The sequence below is a fragment of the Actinoplanes sp. CA-131856 genome, assembly GCF_050956135.1.
Taxonomy (GTDB): Bacteria; Actinomycetota; Actinomycetes; order Mycobacteriales; family Micromonosporaceae; genus Actinoplanes.
The window spans coordinates 3,546,254-3,563,418 of sequence record NZ_CP191849.1; the positions used below are offsets into that span (position 1 = coordinate 3,546,254).

The 17,165-nt window shown below is 69.1% G+C and carries 14 protein-coding genes and 1 pseudogene; 7 read left to right on the forward strand and 8 right to left on the reverse strand.

Going from position 1 to position 17,165, the window contains the following annotated elements; genetic code table 11:
• Nucleotides 1-18: 18 nt before the first annotated feature.
• The gene (locus ACQP2X_RS16445; protein WP_498697861.1) at nt 19-390 is read right to left on the reverse strand and encodes a hypothetical protein; all 372 of its coding nucleotides are present in this window, start codon (nt 388-390) and stop codon (nt 19-21) included.
• 116 nt (nt 391-506) lie between these two features.
• On the opposite strand from ACQP2X_RS16445, the gene ACQP2X_RS16450 reads away from it, so the two are divergent.
• Entirely contained in the window at nt 507-1,214 is a 708-nt protein-coding gene (locus ACQP2X_RS16450) for a pentapeptide repeat-containing protein (RefSeq protein WP_498697864.1), read from the forward strand.
• Here ACQP2X_RS16450 and ACQP2X_RS16455 read toward each other — a convergent pair.
• A complete protein-coding gene (locus ACQP2X_RS16455) occupies nt 1,195-1,542 on the reverse strand; it encodes a hypothetical protein (RefSeq protein WP_498697865.1) in 348 nt (115 codons plus the stop codon). The two genes, ACQP2X_RS16450 and ACQP2X_RS16455, sit on opposite strands and share 20 nt — an antisense overlap.
• Before the next feature lie 110 nt (nt 1,543-1,652).
• Here ACQP2X_RS16455 and ACQP2X_RS16460 point away from each other — a divergent pair, with 110 nt between their 5' ends.
• Nucleotides 1,653-2,279, forward strand: coding sequence for an SCO2207 family protein (locus tag ACQP2X_RS16460; protein ID WP_498697867.1), 627 nt, complete (start codon nt 1,653-1,655; stop codon nt 2,277-2,279).
• Between the two features lie 2 nt (nt 2,280-2,281).
• Here ACQP2X_RS16460 and ACQP2X_RS16465 read toward each other — a convergent pair whose 3' ends face one another.
• Nucleotides 2,282-3,031: a hypothetical protein gene (locus ACQP2X_RS16465; RefSeq protein ID WP_498697870.1), complete on the reverse strand. Its 750-nt coding sequence runs from the start codon at nt 3,029-3,031 to the stop codon at nt 2,282-2,284.
• 114 nt (nt 3,032-3,145) lie between these two features.
• On the opposite strand from ACQP2X_RS16465, the gene ACQP2X_RS16470 reads away from it, so the two are divergent.
• The 3 genes from ACQP2X_RS16470 to ACQP2X_RS16480 are packed head-to-tail and all read left to right on the forward strand — an operon-like array spanning nt 3,146 to nt 4,857.
• On the forward strand, nt 3,146-3,604 hold the full coding sequence (locus ACQP2X_RS16470; protein WP_498697872.1) for a hypothetical protein: 459 nt from the start codon (nt 3,146-3,148) through the stop codon (nt 3,602-3,604).
• The gene (paaI, locus tag ACQP2X_RS16475; RefSeq protein ID WP_498697874.1) at nt 3,604-4,038 is read left to right on the forward strand and encodes a hydroxyphenylacetyl-CoA thioesterase PaaI; all 435 of its coding nucleotides are present in this window, start codon (nt 3,604-3,606) and stop codon (nt 4,036-4,038) included. The genes ACQP2X_RS16470 and paaI overlap by 1 nt, the downstream gene beginning before the upstream one ends.
• A 33-nt stretch (nt 4,039-4,071) precedes the next feature.
• Nucleotides 4,072-4,857, forward strand: coding sequence for a tyrosine-protein phosphatase (locus ACQP2X_RS16480; RefSeq protein WP_498697876.1), 786 nt, complete (start codon nt 4,072-4,074; stop codon nt 4,855-4,857).
• Here ACQP2X_RS16480 and ACQP2X_RS16485 read toward each other — a convergent pair.
• Nucleotides 4,835-5,785 (reverse strand): annotated as a pseudogene (locus ACQP2X_RS16485) (AraC family transcriptional regulator). The gene ACQP2X_RS16480 and the pseudogene ACQP2X_RS16485 overlap by 23 nt on opposite strands.
• 67 nt (nt 5,786-5,852) lie before the next feature.
• Nucleotides 5,853-8,939 carry an NACHT domain-containing protein gene (locus ACQP2X_RS16490; RefSeq protein WP_498697877.1) on the reverse strand — a complete coding sequence of 1,029 codons (3,087 nt, stop codon included), beginning with the start codon at nt 8,937-8,939 and terminating at the stop codon, nt 5,853-5,855.
• Between the two features lie 125 nt (nt 8,940-9,064).
• On the opposite strand from ACQP2X_RS16490, the gene ACQP2X_RS16495 reads away from it, so the two are divergent.
• On the forward strand, nt 9,065-10,066 hold the full coding sequence (locus ACQP2X_RS16495) for an NAD(P)H-dependent glycerol-3-phosphate dehydrogenase (RefSeq protein WP_498697879.1): 1,002 nt from the start codon (nt 9,065-9,067) through the stop codon (nt 10,064-10,066).
• Between the two features lie 28 nt (nt 10,067-10,094).
• Here the strand turns inward: ACQP2X_RS16495 and ACQP2X_RS16500 are convergent, their stop codons facing one another.
• Nucleotides 10,095-10,529 (reverse strand): hypothetical protein, encoded by a 435-nt coding sequence (locus tag ACQP2X_RS16500; protein WP_498697882.1) that lies wholly within the window; start codon nt 10,527-10,529, stop codon nt 10,095-10,097.
• A gap of 102 nt (nt 10,530-10,631) precedes the next feature.
• On the opposite strand from ACQP2X_RS16500, the gene ACQP2X_RS16505 reads away from it, so the two are divergent.
• Nucleotides 10,632-10,970 (forward strand): hypothetical protein, encoded by a 339-nt coding sequence (locus ACQP2X_RS16505; protein ID WP_498697884.1) that lies wholly within the window; start codon nt 10,632-10,634, stop codon nt 10,968-10,970.
• A 41-nt stretch (nt 10,971-11,011) separates the two neighbouring features.
• Here the strand turns inward: ACQP2X_RS16505 and ACQP2X_RS16510 are convergent, their stop codons facing one another.
• Entirely contained in the window at nt 11,012-13,258 is a 2,247-nt protein-coding gene (locus ACQP2X_RS16510; RefSeq protein ID WP_498697886.1) for a putative bifunctional diguanylate cyclase/phosphodiesterase, read from the reverse strand.
• A gap of 97 nt (nt 13,259-13,355) precedes the next feature.
• A complete protein-coding gene (locus ACQP2X_RS16515; RefSeq protein WP_498697889.1) occupies nt 13,356-17,009 on the reverse strand; it encodes a S8 family serine peptidase in 3,654 nt (1,217 codons plus the stop codon).
• Nucleotides 17,010-17,165 lie beyond the last annotated feature (156 nt).

Below are 17,165 nucleotides of genomic sequence, written 5' to 3' on the forward strand. Positions count from 1 at the left end.
GCCTAAAGCTAAGTAATGTCAGGCGGCAGCCGGAATGTCCGTCGCAGCCTCCGGGCCGGCCTTGCTGTCGATGAACTCGTGCAGCTGCTGCCACTCGGTCTCACGGACGGCGCCGTACACCCGGGCCTCGTCGACGAAGTCGCGGGCCCGCGCATAGTCACCGGAGCTGAAGGCCGCGCTCGCGGCCGCGTTGGCCTGCTGCCCCCGCACGCGGCGGATCTCGTCCCACTCGGCGGCGCCGCGCACGGTCGTACTCGGAACTCCGTGCTTCTTCAGCCACGCCATCTCGTCGTCGGTGGCCTGGGTCACCCGGCCCACGTACTCCGGACCCCACTGCTCCAGCGCGATCAGCAGTTGCCGCTGCCGGACGGCGGTCCTACGTCTATCCAAGCTCGTGTTCATCGTTTTCCCCCCAGGCGATCATCGGGCACGACTTCCCCGGGGGCCACCCCTTCTAACCCGTTGGAGCGCAAGTGCAGCGACGATCACACCTAGGCTCACCGGGCATGGAGCACGATGGGGTCGATTTCGGGCAGCGGAACCTGTCGGACGTCACCTACGAGGACGTCCGTTTCGACCGGTGCCGGTTCGACGGCGCCGACCTCTCGCGCACGGTGATCCTGCGCGGCTCCGTCACGGACTCGACGATGGTGCGCGCCACGCTGCGCGATGTCTTCGTCGCCGGCGCCCGGTGGGAGCGGGTCGATCTGACGCGGGCCGGGATGTCACGCTTCTCGGCCGAGCGCACGCTCTTCCGGGATGTCACCTTTCCCGCGCTGGGCCGGGTCGAGTTCACCGGGTGCGTGTTCGAGGATTGCCGGTTCACGGGAAGGCTGCGCGATGTGCGCTTCCTCGGCCGCGTCCATCCCTCCGTACTACGAAATGTGGTGTTTTCATCGGATGATTTTCACTACGCGGAGTTCGACGGTACGGACTTCGAGGGCGTCCGCTTCCCCGAGAGCGACGCGCTGATCGTGGTCCCGCGGGCGTTCCGGGCCGTGGCCGAGCTGGCCGGGAGGCTGTCGTCGGCGCGGCGGGACGAGGTGGGCCGGGAGTTGCGGCGCTTCCTGTCGGAGCAGTCGCTGCGGCCCGGGCTCAGCGAGACGGCCGGATGGGTCGCCAGCCGCCGCGACTTCGGCCGCGAGGAGCTGGCCGACTTCGCGGCGCGGACGATCGGCGCGGCATGGGAGCGGATCAGCACCTCATCGCGATGACGTCGACGGCCTGGGTGTTGGCGACCGGGATCCACAGGCCGTCCCGGCCGAGGCGGTCGTAGCGGAACGGGCCCCGCGTGATCGGGCCGATCCAGGTGACGACGGTGGTCACGCAGTTGGCGGGGGCCTCGAAGGCGTCGGTGTCGCGGAAGGGCAGGAACTGGGCCGAGAGCTCGTACGGCCGCAGCCACGTCTCGGCCGGGAAGTGGGAGATCCGCACGTACCAGGGGGAGTGGTTGGCGACCTCGCCGCCGCGGAACGGGTCGTGCACCGGGGCGGCGGGCAACAGGAAGGCCAGTGCCACGACAGCGACCGCTCGCCTGCTCATACATCGATGATGGACCCTGTTAAGGATATTTAAGGTTCGGTTTTCATCCTCTGCGAACCAGCGCTCGTAGTTGTGGATCGAGACGGTCCGCACTACTGAGGAGTAAGAAGATGTACCCGATCCGCCGGCGAAGCAAGGTGTCCCGCAAAGTGATCCTCGGAGCGTCGGCGGTGGTGCTCGCGGGCGGCGCGTTCGCCGTCGGCACCGGTCTGAGCAGCGCGGGGGAGAACTGCGCCGGCCTCGACCAGGCGCTGCGGCAGAACCTTCAGTTCATCGCCGGCCAGCGGGCCGCGCCCGACGCGCAGTCGGAGGCGCGCATCGCCAACCGGCAGGCCGTCGTCGACCTGATCAACCAGCGGCGCCAGGTCGCGGGCTGCACCGCCGACGTGGCCGCCGAGGTGCCGGTGGCCGCGCCGACCGTGGCCCCGACCACGAAGGCTCCCACCAAGGCCCCCACCAAGCCCGCGACCCCGCCGGCCGCTGGGGCCGGCGAGGTCGTCTGCAAGGGCTCGACCGTCACCCTGTCGGGCGAGGCCGGCGCGCCGTTCGCGTCGAGCGGCACCTTCCCGCTCGGCACGGTCCTGAAGGTCACCAACCTCGACAACAACAAGAGCATCACCGTGAAGGTGGAGACCACCTCCGGCAGCTGCGTCCTACTCAACAACGCCGCCTTCGAGCAGGTCCGCGAGCCCGGCAAGTTCCTGATCCGCCGCGCGGTGATCACGCGGGTCGGCTGAGGCTACTTGCCGTAGTTCTTCATGTCGAAGACGTCGGCGGCGGCCGGGGCCTTGATCTCGGCGAAGGTCTTGCCGTACTCGGTGAAGGCCAGGCTGCCGTCGGCGGGCGTCGGGCCCTCCAGGCGCAGCGGGTAGGTCTCGCCCTCGGCCGCCACGAAGAGGGCGCCGCCCTTGCCGTCGACCGAGTCGCTCAGCCCCTGGGCCGGCTTGCCGTCGATCTGCTTGACGGTGGTCTTCTCCACCGCGCCCTCGGGCTCCAGGATGTCCGACATGTTGGTGATGTCGAACATCGAGGCGGTGTCCTTGTCGCTCGGGTCGATCTTGACCCAGCGCTTGCCGATGACCTTGGCCAGGGTCTTGCCCTGGGCGCCGAGCTGGTCGGCCCAGAAGCCGGCGTTGGGCCGGAAGTAGCGGTCCTTCCCGACGGAGAGCAGCTCGATCTTGCCCTCCTTCATCGCGAAGAAGCCGAACACGTCGCTGCCCGCGATCTTGAGATCGAGGGTGACCTTCGCGCCCTCGTCGACCATGCTGCCCGCGACGTGGTAGGACTTCGCCGACTTGAGGGCGGCCCGCGACTTGTCGAGGATCTGCTGGCCGGTGAGCGCGTCGAGCGGGTTCGCGGCGGGCGCGGAGGAGGCCGGCGCCGCCTTGGTGTCGCCGCCGGTGGACGTCTCGCTCTTGCCGCCACACGCGGTCAGCGCCAGCGACGCTGCCAGGACGACCGAGACGCCAGTGATAAGTCGGATTTTCATGCTCTATATCCCCGTTCTGAAATCGCGGCGATCAACATAGCTGGGAGCCGACCGGTCACTGCGCGCGGGCCGAACGGTCATGCGGTCCTGGCGCGGCCCGTCTAACCTCGGGGCATGTTGACCGCCGAGAAGAAAAGCCTGTGGCGCGGCCAGTACAGGATGGTCGCCGACGGCCGTGAGGTCGCCCAGTGGGACCCGTCGTGGTGGCGCTCCGGCGGCGATTTCGAGGTGGACGGCCATCGGTTCACCGTGCGGTCGAACGCCTGGGGCAGCCGGTTCACGATGCTAGACCAGGCCGGCAACCAGGTCGCCCACGTCGAGCGGGCCGGCCGCAAGAACTGGTCGGTGCACGCCGGTGGTCTCGTCTACGAGTTCCGCCGCGCCTCGATGTGGGGAAACCAGCAGGAGCTGCTCTCGGCCGGGGTCAAGGTCGGTTCGCTACGCCGTACGAGCTCCTGGTCCGGCACGGTCGAGGCCGACCTGCCCGGCATGCCGCTGCCGATCCAGATCTTCGTGGTGGGCGTCCAGATCGCCATGTGGCAGGCCCAGCAGGCCGCCGCCGGCAGCGCTTGATGACCGATCTGGCCCGCCGGGGCGCCGAGCACATGTTCAGCCAGGACGACGCCAGCCGCTCGCTGGGCATGGCGCTCGAGGAGGTCGGCCCCGGCCGCGCCGTCGTCGCCATGACGGTCCGCGACGACATGGTCAACGGCTACGACCTGTTGCACGGCGGCCTGCTGGCCGCGCTCTGCGACACCGCGTTCGCGGTCGCCTGCAACACGTACGGGGAGGTGACCGTCGCCGCCGGCTTCGACATCACCTTCCTCGAGCCGGGTCGGCGCGGCGATCACCTGCGGGCCCACGCCGTCGAGCGCTCCCGGCGGGGCCGTTCCGGCCTGTACGACGTGACGGTCACCCGGGCGGACGGCGTCGTGCTGGCCGAGTTCCGCGGTCGCAGCCGCTCCCTCGGGCGGCCGATCGACATGCGGACGACGCCTGAGAGATAGAAAGACGTCACTTCGGGCGCTTTGGATAACGGCATGAAGCGTCGTGCCTTCCTCGCCACCGCCCTCGCCGTCACCGTAGCCGTGGGCGGCGTCGCCACCCCCGCCCACGCCGATGTCCGGCTCGCCTCGGCCGCCAACTTCCGCGACGTCGGCGGCTACACGACGGCGGACGGCCACACGGTCCGTACCGGCGTCGTCTTCCGCTCGAACAAGCTGAGCAACCTCACCCCGGCCGAGCAGCAGACCATCGTCGGCCTCGGCATCACCCTCGACATCGACCTGCGCAACATCTCGGAGCGCTCGCAGGAGCCCGACAAGGTGCCGGCCGGCGTCACCTATCAGGTCGCCGACGTCGTCTCGCTCGCGCACGGCCTGCGCTTCCACAAGGACGCGGCCGCCACGCTGGCCGCCGCGCTCGCCGCCGGCCTGTTCTCCGGCTCGTCCGACCTGGGCCAGTCGATCGGCTACCCGTTCATGGTCAACTTCGTGGGCGCCGACTACGCCTTCCACGACGTGCTGTACGCCGTGGGCCACCACCCCGGCGGCCTCGTCTTCCACTGCAGCGCCGGCAAGGACCGCACCGGCTGGGCCACGGCCGTGCTGCTCACCCTGCTCGGCGTGCCGCGGGCCACTGTCGAGCAGGACTTCCTGGCCAGCAACACCTATCTGGGCCGCCCCGACGCGGTCGAGGTGTCCTGGCTGCGGGCCGCGTTCGCCCAGGTGAACTACATCTACGGCAGCTTCGACAACTACCTGCGGCAGGGCCTGCGCCTGACCGACGCCGACATCGCCGCCATCAAGGCACGGCTGCTGGTGTGACCTCACGCCGGCGGTACTCCTGCGGGCTGGTCCGGTAGAACCGCTTGAACGCGTTGCTCAGCGAGAACGCGCTGCCGTACCCCACCTGGCGGGCCACCGCCTCGAGCGTCGCGTCCCCCTGCCGCAGCAGGTCGGCCGCCATCGTGAGGCGCCAGCCCGCCAGGTAGGACATCGGCGGCTCCCCGACGACATCGGTGAAGCGGCGCGCGAAGACCGCACGCGAGGCGCCGGCCTTCGAGGCGAGAGTGGAGACCGTCCAGCCGTACGCCGGATCGTCGTGAATCAGACGCAGAGCCGGACCCACCACCGGGTCGCCCTGAGCGCGCAGCCACCCCGGCTTGCCCTCGTCGGGCGAGGCCAGCCAGGACCGCAGAACCGAGACGAGCGTGAGATCGAGCAGCCGGTCGAGCACGAGATCCTGCGCCGGAGCGGTGCCACCCATCTCCCGGACAAGAAGATCGATCAAAGCCTGATCACCGGCCGCGGCCGGCCGCACGAGAACCCCCGGAAGCGCACCGAGAAGCCGCCGCCCGACCTCACTGTGCATCTGATAGGTCCCGCTGATCATCACGGTGGCCCCGTCCGGCGCCGCGCCCCAGGTCCGCACCCCTTGCCCGGTCATGCGCATCTCCGTGCCATCCGCTGCTTCGCAGCGTTGCCCCGGATGGACGATCACTTGCGCGGGGCGCCCGGTCCGGTCTCCCATGTCGTACGGCTGAACGCCGCTGACCACAGCGACATCCCCGACCCCGATCCGGGCGTCCGCCTCACCGTCCCGCCAGATCCACGCTTCCCCTTTGACAAGAGTGATGAGCGAAAGCGGCGACCCGTCCTGAATCCGAAGCCCTCAGGGCGGATCGAGCACCGACCGCAACAGAAAGGCCCCACGGGCGCGAGCCCCATCCAGCAGCCCGGTCAACACATCCATAAGGCAGTATCTCCCTGGGAGCGACCCCCAGACCCCACGGTGCGGTGGCCGCGCCAGGCGCGACGGGTCACGGGTCGTGCGGGGCCGGTTCGAGCGAGCCGTCGACCCACCTTCGGAAGCCGAGATCACACAACGCGTCGCGGTCGGCGTCCGAGAGCTCGGGGCCGCCCAAGTCGTATCTGCACTCGATGGCCGTAGAGACCAATCTCAGGTGTCCCCACTGCTTGACGCCCACCTCCGCCATGCGGTTACGGACGGTTTCAGCGTCGCCGGTCACATAGCTTTTCACCAGCATCAGGGCAATGTGGGTCGCGCTGTCGTGGAACGCCGGGGGCAGGTCGGTCGCATGACCCGAAATGGGTCTCAGCCCTCCCAATGCGCTGGCCAGCCACGTCGAATGCGGGATGAACTCGGCCGGCGGTTCCCGCAGTGCGCTTCTCACGGCGAGCGCTCGCGGGAGCAGCACCTCCTCGACGAAGGCCCGGTCGTCGCTGGTGGCGTTGATGCCCCACCAGACGATGATCTCGGCCAGGCTGGGTGCGCTCCGGCAGCCCCAGGGAAGCGGCATCGGTTCGACCCGCCGTTGACCGGTCTGGGACCGGAGGGCACGGACGAGCAACGACTCGTCAGGGTTCGTATCGATCATCAGTCCGCTCGAAAGGGCCACCGACTCCACCCACGGCTCGGTGGAGATCCGCAGGATCTCGGCCGCCGCTCGGGAGAACTGGTCCGAGAATCGTGCGCGGAAGCCGGTCTGACGGACACTCTGCCCGAATTCGAAGTCGAAGAGGTGGGCCAAGGTTTTCACCACTACCGGATATCGTGACCGGGGCGTCTTTGATCGCGTTCGATGCCCCTCGAGTAGGTCTTCGAGCCCGGCGGCGACCGCCTCCGAGGCCGCCCTGAGGTTTTCGGCCGAGACCCGGGAACTCTCCAACCAGTAGACCCCACGTCCGTTCGGTGAACTGGCGGAGTGACCGATGGCGTTCGGCGCGGCCAAGAGGGACTCGCGGTAGTACTTGATCGACGCTTTGACCACTCGTTCCACCGTCTCCGGGCGCAACGGGATCGACTCGAGGCTTCCGGAGCAGACGGTGAAGGCGATGTCGCGTTCCTGCGGCTCGAGTTCGTCCAACTGGGCGACGAGTGCGTCGATCAGCCGGTTCTCGAGTCCGCGCTCCTTCTTCGAAGAGAGCTGGACGATCAGCTGACACACGATGTTCCAGTAGGACTTCTTCGCCTTGTCGACCACCAACTCGATGAGCTGGTCGGCCTGGAGGGTCTCCTTGTAATGCTCCGCGGCGAAATACTCGAGGAAGGTCCGATGCGTGAAGCCGTAGAGGCGCTCTCCCCGAGGCGATTGCCCGATCTCCGTCAGGATCCAGGCGCGGTCCCGGCAGAACTCCAGGAAGAGGCCGGCCGCGATCTCCGCCTCCCGGCGGTTCTTGTACTGCCACCCGCTCAGGTACTCCGTGGCCACGCTGATCAGCGTCTCCTCTTTCACACCTCCCTGTGCGTCGGCTCTGGAGAACACCCATTCAGCGATGTGCTGAACCATTCCGTCGACGTGCGCGTCGAATTCGAAGACGGGCCGCAACCGCCTTCGTCTGTCCCAGGTGTCGAACAGGAGTCGCGAGCAGCTTACGTAGATCTCCGGCCGGTTGCGGGGGATGAACCCCTGATGGCGGTAGAGATTGCAGATGAGGGCCAGAAGGAGGGGGTTCTCGCGCAGGTCCTCGATGTTGCTGCTCTCGGCGAGAAAGCTCGCCGTCAGGGTCCGCCGGCCGGCCGGTGTCAGGTCTTTGTGAAGATGGAGGTCGAACCATTTTCGCGCGTAGGCGCCGACCTGCTCGGCGGAGAAGGGCCCGATCGTGGCCACCTGGAACAGATCCGGGCTCAGCGGCGCCTGCCGGTAGCCCACAACCCGGCTGGTGACCAGGATGCGGCAGCGCGGGTACAGCCGGGCGAACGCGTCCACCGAGCGCGAGACCGCCTCGCGGTCCTGCCGGTGCGTGATCTCGTCCAGGCCGTCCAGGATCAGCAGCATCCGCCCGCTCGAACAGAGAAAGTCGACCTCCGCGCGAGAAAGTGTGACCTGATATCTGTTGGCCAGGACCATCTTGGCCGCGCCGATGATGTCGACGCCGGTGGGCGAGAAGATCGGCTCGCGCAGTTCTCGCAGGACGATGGGGAACGACAGGACCGGATTGTCCTTCGATCGTCTTTCGTCCCTACCGGGCAGGAGCCCGTTCGAAACCCGTTGTGCTACATAGTGGGAGAGTGTCGTCTTTCCGGCTCCAGGGTTTCCCACGACGACCAGGCGAGCGGAAGTTTCCAGCAGATCCGCGAGATCCGTGGACACCGGAAGTTCGGATTCTTTTCTGTCGGGGCCGTACGTCTTCGCCAGCTCATCGGGTGACTCGTCGAGGACGATGTGAGGCACCACGTAAATGTCGTCGATCGGCACCCGCGTCACCTCGAGGACGCCGGGTGGCGTCAGGTGACCGTGTACCTGGTCCACCGCCTCCTGGATCTGCGACGTCTTCCGCTCGATCGCCTGCCGGTCCACGTGCTCATCGTCGATCAGCGTGTTCAGCGTCGCGAGCTGCTTGGCGATCCGGGTCGTCTGTCTGTCCTGAATTCGCCGCAGGGCAACCTCGCGCTGGCGCTGAGCCTCGTCGTTCTGATCCTTTTGTTTCGCGGCCGGATCGGGGCCGATCTCCTCTACGCATTCGACCGCGACCTCGTCGATCAAACCGATGATCTTTTCCGAGGCGACCACGGAAGACGCGGGGGAGACGCCGTAGTAGATCAACAGCTGCCGGCACTCTTCGTTCAGCGTGGACAGGACCTCTCGCCCCTCCCGGACGATGTGGAACGCCACCGCGTCGGTCGTAAGGTTTCCCAGGTCTCGACTGGCGAGAAAGCGGGTGAGGGCGTCAAGGTCCTCGGAGTGCGCGCCAGGACCGAGATATTGGGACAGGTCCGCGCCTCGAAGCGCGAGGTTCAGCGCTTCGTCGACTGCCTCGACGTCCATGGAAGGCGTCGTCTCCTGCGTACGATCACGCCATTCCCGGTACACCTCCAGAACGGAATCGGAGAAGACGTTCGCGAGATAGCTGGAGATGAGCCCGGTGCTGATCGGGTCGAGCATCGAAATACTTTATCAAGATTTACTCGTGCTCAGCCCGAGCGCGGCGTGGCCGCGCGATCGACGAGGCCATACTGTACCGACTCGGGTGACGGCCGGCCGAGGTGTGCGCCAAGGAAAGAGGGACCATGCGGATCACGGTGCTGGGTGCGGGGTCATGGGGGACCACTGTCGCGTCGGTGCTCACCCGCCGGGATCATGAGTCGCTGATCTGGGCGCGGAACGAAGCGTCGGCGGAGGAGATCAACGCCAAGCACACCAACGAGCGTTATCTGGCCGGCTTTCCGCTGCCGCCGCGGCTCCGGGCCACCGCTGATCTGGCCGAGGCGGCCGCGCACGCGGAGCTGCTCGTCGTCGGGGTGCCTACGGGAGCCTTTCGGGACACCCTGGAGCGGGTACGGCCCGACCTGCACCCCTGGATTCCCGTGGTGAGCCTCAGCAAGGGGCTGGAGCGCGACTCGCTGCTCCGGATGACCGAAGTGATCAAGGACGTGCTGCCGGGTCATCCGGCGGCCGCGCTCACCGGGCCCAACCTGGCCAAGGAGATCATGGCGGGCATGGCCGCGGCCACCGTGATCGCGACCGAGGATCTGGCCGTCGCGGCCGAGTTGCAGCGGGTGTTCCGGCGCGGTCTGCTGCGCGTCTACACCAACCACGACGTGATCGGGTGTGAGGTCGGCGGCGCGCTGAAGAACGTCGTGGCGATCGCCACCGGCATCGCCCAGGGCCTCGGCGTCGGCGACAACACCCGGGCCGGTGTCATCTCGCGCGGGCTGGCCGAGCTGACCACGCTGGCGGTGGCGCTGGGCGGCGAGCCCAGCACGCTGGCCGGTCTGGCCGGCATGGGTGACCTGGTGGCGACGTGCATCAGCCCGCACAGCCGCAACCGCTACGTGGGTGAGCAGCTGGGCCGGGGGCGCAGCCTGGACGACATCCTGGCCGAGATGGGCCAGGTGGCCGAGGGCGTCAAGACCGTGCACGCGGCAGTCCAACTGGCCGACCGCCACGACCTGGCCATGCCCATCACCCGCACGATCCACCGCGTCATCACGGGCGACATGACCGCCGAGCGGGCCTACGAGGGCCTGCTCCGCACCCACCCCGCCGGTCACGAGTCCGAGCCCGGCTGAGCGCCGGGACCGGGCCGCCGCCCGGCCGTCATGCCTGGTCGAGAAGCTGGCGCGAAGGGCTGTAGTCGATCTTCGTGTCGGCGTAGACACCGAGCGCGTTGTCCTTCAGGCACCGCAGGCCCACACTGATCCAGCGCACTTCGCCGTCGTCGAAGAGTGCGTAGCCGACAGCGACGGCGAACTCCTCGCCGCCGCAGGGGCACGCGCACGCGCCGGCGGTGTCCTCGTCCCAATAGTCGGCGCTGTCACCGATGAAGGCGACGTTTCCGCAGGCCAGGCACATACGCAGGGTCGCCTCGTCCTCGTCGATGCCGACGCGGAAGGCTCGCCCGTCACACTGGCCACAACGGGACTCGACCACCGTGGCCACCGGGTAGCCGCCGGCCTCGAACTGGCGAACGTACTCGGCGAGATCGGCGAAGTCTTCCCCACGCCACAGCTTCCCGGACTTGTCGAGTGTCACCACACCATCATGCCGGGCGCAGCGGCGAAGGTTCATGGTTTGTACGTCCCGCGTGAGCTTCACCGAACCTCAGATCCGGTGCCGGCGGCTAGCGTCACGCCCGTGAATGAGGGGTTACCCCGCCGATGGGCGGTCTTCGGGCGTGGACTGGCCATCCTTCTGACGTGGCATGTGGTGGTGGGAGGCATCGCCGTGCTGCTTCTCTACGGAACGCTCGGCCACGATGATCGCCTCGTGAACGACACCCCCGGGCCGGTGTTCTGGCTGTCGGCGCTGGCCACGGGGGTAGCGACAGTGATGTCGCTGATCGTTTCCGTGCCGACCCTCGCGATACTGGTATGGCGGGCCGCCTGGCCGCCACTGGTCTCGGCCGGGACGAGCGCCTTCGCCGGCTTGGTCTTCGCCTGCGTCGGCGGTCTCTTCCTGCTCGGCCTCGAGTAGCCGATCGGAGAACAATCCGATGATCGCGACATCGGCCCCGGTCATCGGGGCGTCGGTGCGGACTGCTGCAAGGCCAGCAAGCGCGACACCTCGGCGGCCGGCATCGGGTGGGCCAGGTGGAAACCCTGGCCCAGCGTGTAGCCGAGCTCTCGCAGCGTTGCCACCTGTTCGGGGCTTTCGATGCCCTCGGCCACCGTGTCCAGGCCCAGCGCGTGGGCCAGCTGGATCACCGCCCTGGCCACGGCCTGGCGGGCGCCGGCCGCCGCGGGGTGGCCGTCGTCGATCTCTATGCCGTCCACGAAGGACTTGTCCAGCTTCACTATGGCCGCCGGGAATGCTCTCAGCAGGCTCAGTGACGACTCTCCGGTGCCGAAGTCGTCCAAGGCCAGGCGGATGCCCATGCGGTCCAGGTCGTACAGCGCCCGGGACACCTGCTGGCCCCTCAGGACCGCCGACTCCGTCACCTCCAGGACCAGGCGCTCGCACGGCAGGCCGCTGTCGGACAGGGCCTCCGCCACGTCGTCCACGAAGTCCGGGTCGTGCAGCTGGCGGGCCGACACGTTCAAGCCGGCCTCCTTCAGCGCGTCCGGGCCGAACTCGGCCAGCCAGGAAGCGGCCTGGCGGCACGTCTCGCGGAGGACGAAACGGCCCAGCGGGACGATCAGGCCCGTTCGCTCGGCGGCCGGGATGAACTCGGCCGGTGGGACCACGCCCCTCGTCGGGTGGTGCCAGCGGACCAGTGCCTCCACCCCGAACAGGCGGGTGCCGTCCAGGCGCATGATGGGCTGGTAGACCACCCGGAACTCGTTGTTGTCCAGAGCTCGCCGGAGCTCGCCGCCCAGCTGCATGTGGGCCAGCACCGGCTCGCCCAGGCCGTCGACGTAGCGTACGAAACCGGCCTTGCCCTGCTGTTTCGCCGTGTACATGGCCACGTCGGCGTCGCGCAGGACCGAGTCGACGGTGGCGCCGGGGGCGGCGGTGGCTATCCCGATGCTGGCCTGGACCAGCAGCCGGTGTTCGCTGATCGGCTGGGAGAACGCGGACAGCAGGCGACCGGCCAGGGCTTCCGCGTCGGAGGAGAGCAGCACCGCGAACTCGTCGCCGCCCACCCGCGCCGGCAGGGCGTGGGGACCGGCCTCGGACCGCAACAGCTCGGCCACCGAGATCAGCAGGTGGTCGCCGACGCCGTGGCCGAGCAGGTCGTTCACCGTCTTGAAGTCGTCCAGGTCGATGAGCAGCACCGACGCCTGGCCGGTGGTGCTCAGCGCCTCCGCCAGCCGGTCGCGGAACAGCGCCCGGTTGGCCAGCGCGGTCAGGCCGTCGTGGCTGACCTCGTACTTCAACCGGCCGAGCAGCCGCGCGTTCTCCCGGGACGTCAGATAGAGCCGGACCATCACCAGCCCGGTCACCACGACCGCGGCGATCAGGGCCACCCGGACCGGCCAGCGCAGCGGTTCGCCCAGCGCCACCGCGATCAAAGGCACATCAACCAAGATCATTGCGATGTACGGAAGGAGCACGCCCACACGCGCAGGCGGGCGCAGCCCCCGGTCGGCGCGGCTCTGCGCGGCCACCCCGAGCGTGATGAGCAGCGGGGCCAGGGGCAGGACGACCGACTGAGCGGGAACGCTGGCGATCAGGCCGAACTGCACGGCCAGCACGGCCGTGGCGGCGGCGGGCACGCCACCGGCGGCCGCGATGAAGCGGATCGCCACCCGGTCGACCGGGCCGCCCGCGATGTACGAGGCCTTGGTGGCCGCGCCGACCGCGATCAGCAGACCCAGCCCGACCAGCACGGTCGCCTGCCGGCTCAGGGACTCGCGGGCGGTCAGCATGGGTGCCAGCCCGATGTACCAGAGCACGGCCGCGCAGCCCAGGAAGGCGATCAGCCGGTCGAGCACCATGGGCCACCGCTCGGTGGCGCCGGCCCGGGCCACCGGGACCCGGGCCAGGGCGCCCATGGCGAGCAGGAAGCCCAGGGCCGCGATCGCCGCGGCCGGGGTCGGCATGGCGCGGGTACGCACCTCGTCGGCGTGGGCCAGCGAGTCCACGGCCAGCCAGGCGTACCCGAAGGTGATCAGGCCGATGGAGACGAAGACGGCCCGCCAGAACGGGTCGCGGCGGGACAGGCCGTGCAGCGACGCGGTGGCCAGGGCGCCGCCGATCGGGACGAAGACGTACGCCGTCGCCTCGGCGCCGATGCCGGCGCCGAGATAGGCCACACACCAGACGGCGCCGATCGCGGCGACCGCGGCGGTGGCCCGCACATAGAGCGCTTCCCGCGTCACGGAAGCGACACTAGTGCGTCCGAAGTGGAGAAGATCTCCCCCGAACGTTCGAGAGGGCCGGGCCGCGACGGGGGGATGTCGCGGCCCGGCGGTCCGGTCACTTCAGGCCGAAGGCCCGGGTGATCGTCTGTTCGACGCTGTTGCCGTACGCGTCCTTGGCGCCGGCCTTCAGCGTGACGTGCTGGGCGTTCTTCGGGGCCCGCAGGTCGGCCGTCCAGCCGTCCTTCGACTGGTGCAGCCGCTGGCGTACCCAGGTGGCGCCGTCGTCGTACGACACCTCGAGCGTGACCGAACCGATGGCCTTGGTGCTCGGGCCGCCGGTCAGGTGGGACGGCACGACCGTGATCGCGGTCGAGCGGGCGGCCCGATGCGAGATGTCCGTGTCCACCTTGTAGTCGAGCTGGATGAGCGGCAGGCGGGCCGTCTTGGCGTCGGAGAAGAAGTCCCAAGCCGTACGGGTCTTGGACGAGTACGGGTAGGACGTCGTGTCCCGCTGGGTCGTGGTGACCAGGCGGTACGGGAGACGCTTGGGGCTCAGCCCGGAGTTCTGATCGATCCAGTTGTAGGTGTTCTGCTCGATCACCGTCGTGCCCTGCGACAGGGTCGCGGTCATCTCGCCGCCTTCGGGGAAGGCCACGCCGGCGTGGTTGGCGCCGGAGTCACCCCAGCCGGGGATCTCGGCCACGATCCGGCCGCCGTCGCGGTAGGGCAGCGTGACCGCGTCGTTGATGCGGGGCCGCTGGATCGCGCCCAGCCAGGTTTCGCTGGTCCGGCTGCCCGCCTTGTAGGTGGTGTCGCCGCCCAGCTGGAACGAGTACCAGTCGTCCATGTCGGTCGACCAGCGGACACCGTCCTGGGCGGTGACCCAGTCGGTGCGGAACCGCTCGGAGCGCAGCAGGGTGGTCGAGCCGACCTTCACCGGCAGGTCCGGGTTCTTGTCGAAGCGCTTCTCGGACATCTCCCGAGTGGAGGTGCTCTGGAAGTCGACGTCGACCCGGGCCAGCTCACGCTCCGACGGGCGGTAGGTGAGCGACTTCGGCGTCCCGTTCGGCCAGTAGCGGACCAGGTCGTACAGATAGTCGGTGGTCGGGTCGGAGGTGACGTTCAGGCTCACCTTGCCCTTGGCGAGCTGGGCGATCAGGCGCTCGCCACCGTCCGCGGTCAGCGAGACCACGGCCAGCTTCGTCTTGGAGGTGGCGTCGAAGTAGCGGCCGGGCTCGTTGTTGACGACCGCGAGCACCGCCGCACCCGCCTTCTCGGCCGCCTTCACCTGGTCGTCGAGGTCGTCACGGCGTACGACAGCAATCTTGTCCTTGACGTTGACCTTGGCGAACTCGGCGGCGGTGCCCGTGCCGGCGAAGACCGCCTCGAGCCGGCGTGTGCCCTCGGCCGGGATGGTCGACCCGGAGATCAACAGCAGGTCGTCGTACGACTCGCCGAGCGAGATGAGCGGCTCGGTCTTCCGCCAGCGGGCAGTCACCGACATCTTGCCGTCACGGGCCTTCTGGCCGGGCGTGGTCCAGATGCTGTCGTAGTAGCGGGGAATGATGAAGGAGTCGGTGGCCTTGGCCGTGTCGCCCAGCTCGCGGTGGTAATCGAGGCGGACCTCGGCGGTGGCCGACGCCTTGGGCGTGATCGCCTGGACCTCACGGGTGGCCGAGGCCTTCAGCTCGATGGCGGTGTTCTTCTCGACGACGACAGTGGGCGCGCTGACCAGCGCCATGCCGCGGGAGTCGGGGCCGTGGGTGCCCTCGACGTCGCCCCACATCCACACCGCGTACCGGCCGTCCGGCACGAGCACGTCGATCGGGCGGCCGTCGATGGTGAGGAAGTTGTAGTAGGCGCCGGCCGGGTCGCCCTCACGCAGCATCATGATCTCACCGGGCATGGGCTCGCCGCCGCGGCCGGTGGGCGTGATGGTCAGGTGCCGGGGCTGGTCCTCGGTGCTGATGCCGATGAGGGTGTCGGCCACGCGACTGCCGTCGGCACCGGTGGCGACGACGCTGCCGGTGAAACGGCCCTTCTCCGGCGAACTGCTCAGGTCGACCGAGACCGTGACGGAGGCGGTGCCGTTGGCGGGCACGGTCACCCGCGACGCCGACAGCTTCGCGAAGTCGAGCCCGGTCGCGGCCAGGTCGAGGTCGACGGCACTGCCGCCGACATTGGTGTACGTGATCTGGCGCTCGACGGTGCCCGACGGCTCGTCCTCGACGGGGTGGATGCCGAGGTAGGCCGAGGCGGAGGCGAAGACCGTCGCCTTTGTCGTGGCGGCGATGTCGAGGCGGCCGCTTCCGGCCTCGTACGCGTTGTAGTCGGGGGTCTCCTTGGCCGTGCTCACCAGGGCGTCCTTGAGCTGCTGGCCGGTCCAGCCGGGGTGCTGGGCGGCGAGCAGGGCGGCCGCGCCGGCCACGTGCGGCGTGGCCATCGAGGTGCCGGAGGCCGAGGTGTAGAGCTCGTTCACCGGCTGGCCCATCGTCGTGCCGGCGGCGCGGGCGGCGACGATGTCGACGCCGGGCGCGGTGATCTCCGGCTTGAGCGCGCCGTCGACGAACCGCGGGCCGCGGCTGGAGAAGTCGGCGAGATGGTCGTCGCGGTCGACCGCGCCCACGGTGAGGGCGGCGTCGGCCGCGCCGGGCGACCCGACGGTGGTCTCGGTGGGCCCGCTGTTACCGGCCGCGATGACGAACAGGGCGCCGGTCTCGGCGCTGAGCTGGTTGACGGCCACGCTCATCGGGTCGGTGCCGTCGGTGGGGTCGCCGCCGAGGCTCATGCTGACGACCTTGGCCTTGCGCTCCCGCGCGGCCCACTCCATGCCGCTGATGATCCAGGAGTCCTGCCCGGAGCCACCGCTGTCGAGCACCTTGCCGATCTCGAGGTCGGCGCCCGGGGCGACGCCCCGCTCCTTGCCGCCGTCACCGGCGCCGGAGCCGGCGATGGTGGAGGCGACATGTGTGCCGTGCCCGTGCCCGTCGGTGACGTCCTCACCGGGCACGAAGCTCTGGCTCGACTCGATCCGGCCGGCCAGATCCGGGTGCCCGGCGTCGACGCCGGTGTCGAGCACGGCGACGTCGACGCCCTCGCCGGTGTTGCCGCCGGCCCACACTTCCGGCGCGCCGATCTGCGCCACGCTGTCGGCCAGGTCGGCGTGCACCTTGCCGTCCAGCCACACCTTGGTGATGCCGTGGGCGAAGCCGGTGGTGGCCTGCTTGGCCCGTACGCCCTCCGGGGCGGCCCCGGTCAGCGAGGTCCAGAAGTCCTTGTCGCGCTCGGCGCTCACCGCGCTGCCGTTGATGCTGGGCAGAGCACGCACTTCGGTGCCGCCCTCGGGCAGGGCGGCGGCGCTGCGCTTGGCGGCCGAGCCGGAGTATCCGAGGATGACCGGCAGCCGATCGGTGACGGCGTCGCCGTAGCCCTCGCGCAGCAGATAGGTCACGTTGAACAGTCGCTTGTCGAGCAGCCCGGCCCCGACGTACTGCATGGCGCTGTCCGGGTAGACGTAGGTGTCCGGCCCGACGGTGGTGATGTGAGCACCGACCTGCTCACCATCGGGCCCCTGAATGGTGGTGACACCGGGCCGGACGGTGACCTTGTCACCGGTGATGAGCGTGATCGTCGTACCGGCGGCCGAGTTCACCGGCCTCGGGGCACTGGGTGCTGCTTGTGCGTGGGCGGGCGCCGCCGGGTTCACGGCCAGCGCGGTCACGGCCGCGACGATGAGCGGCACGGACCTGCCGAAGGGGGATTGCGTCAACGGAACACCTCGACTCGATCAGAGGCCTGAAGTGCTGATGACGCTACGACAGCCTTGATCGATCTCTCGTCGGTCGATCTCCGCTGTTAATCAGCCCGAAACCAAATACGTAGTTCGATGAAACACAACATGGTTTCCGGGTGGTTGAAAGTTGCC

What these genes read in the sequence shown, in the direction of transcription:
- ACQP2X_RS16450 (WP_498697864.1), top strand. Translation starts at nt 507, where the DNA reads ATGGAGCACGATGGGGTCGATTTCGGGCAGCGGAACCTGTCGGACGTC.
- ACQP2X_RS16455 (WP_498697865.1), bottom strand. Translation starts at nt 1,542, where the DNA reads ATGAGCAGGCGAGCGGTCGCTGTCGTGGCACTGGCCTTCCTGTTGCCC.
- ACQP2X_RS16460 (WP_498697867.1), top strand. Translation starts at nt 1,653, where the DNA reads ATGTACCCGATCCGCCGGCGAAGCAAGGTGTCCCGCAAAGTGATCCTC.
- ACQP2X_RS16465 (WP_498697870.1), bottom strand. Translation starts at nt 3,031, where the DNA reads ATGAAAATCCGACTTATCACTGGCGTCTCGGTCGTCCTGGCAGCGTCG.
- ACQP2X_RS16470 (WP_498697872.1), top strand. Translation starts at nt 3,146, where the DNA reads ATGTTGACCGCCGAGAAGAAAAGCCTGTGGCGCGGCCAGTACAGGATG.
- paaI (WP_498697874.1), top strand. Translation starts at nt 3,604, where the DNA reads ATGACCGATCTGGCCCGCCGGGGCGCCGAGCACATGTTCAGCCAGGAC.
- ACQP2X_RS16480 (WP_498697876.1), top strand. Translation starts at nt 4,072, where the DNA reads ATGAAGCGTCGTGCCTTCCTCGCCACCGCCCTCGCCGTCACCGTAGCC.
- ACQP2X_RS16490 (WP_498697877.1), bottom strand. Translation starts at nt 8,939, where the DNA reads ATGCTCGACCCGATCAGCACCGGGCTCATCTCCAGCTATCTCGCGAAC.
- ACQP2X_RS16495 (WP_498697879.1), top strand. Translation starts at nt 9,065, where the DNA reads ATGCGGATCACGGTGCTGGGTGCGGGGTCATGGGGGACCACTGTCGCG.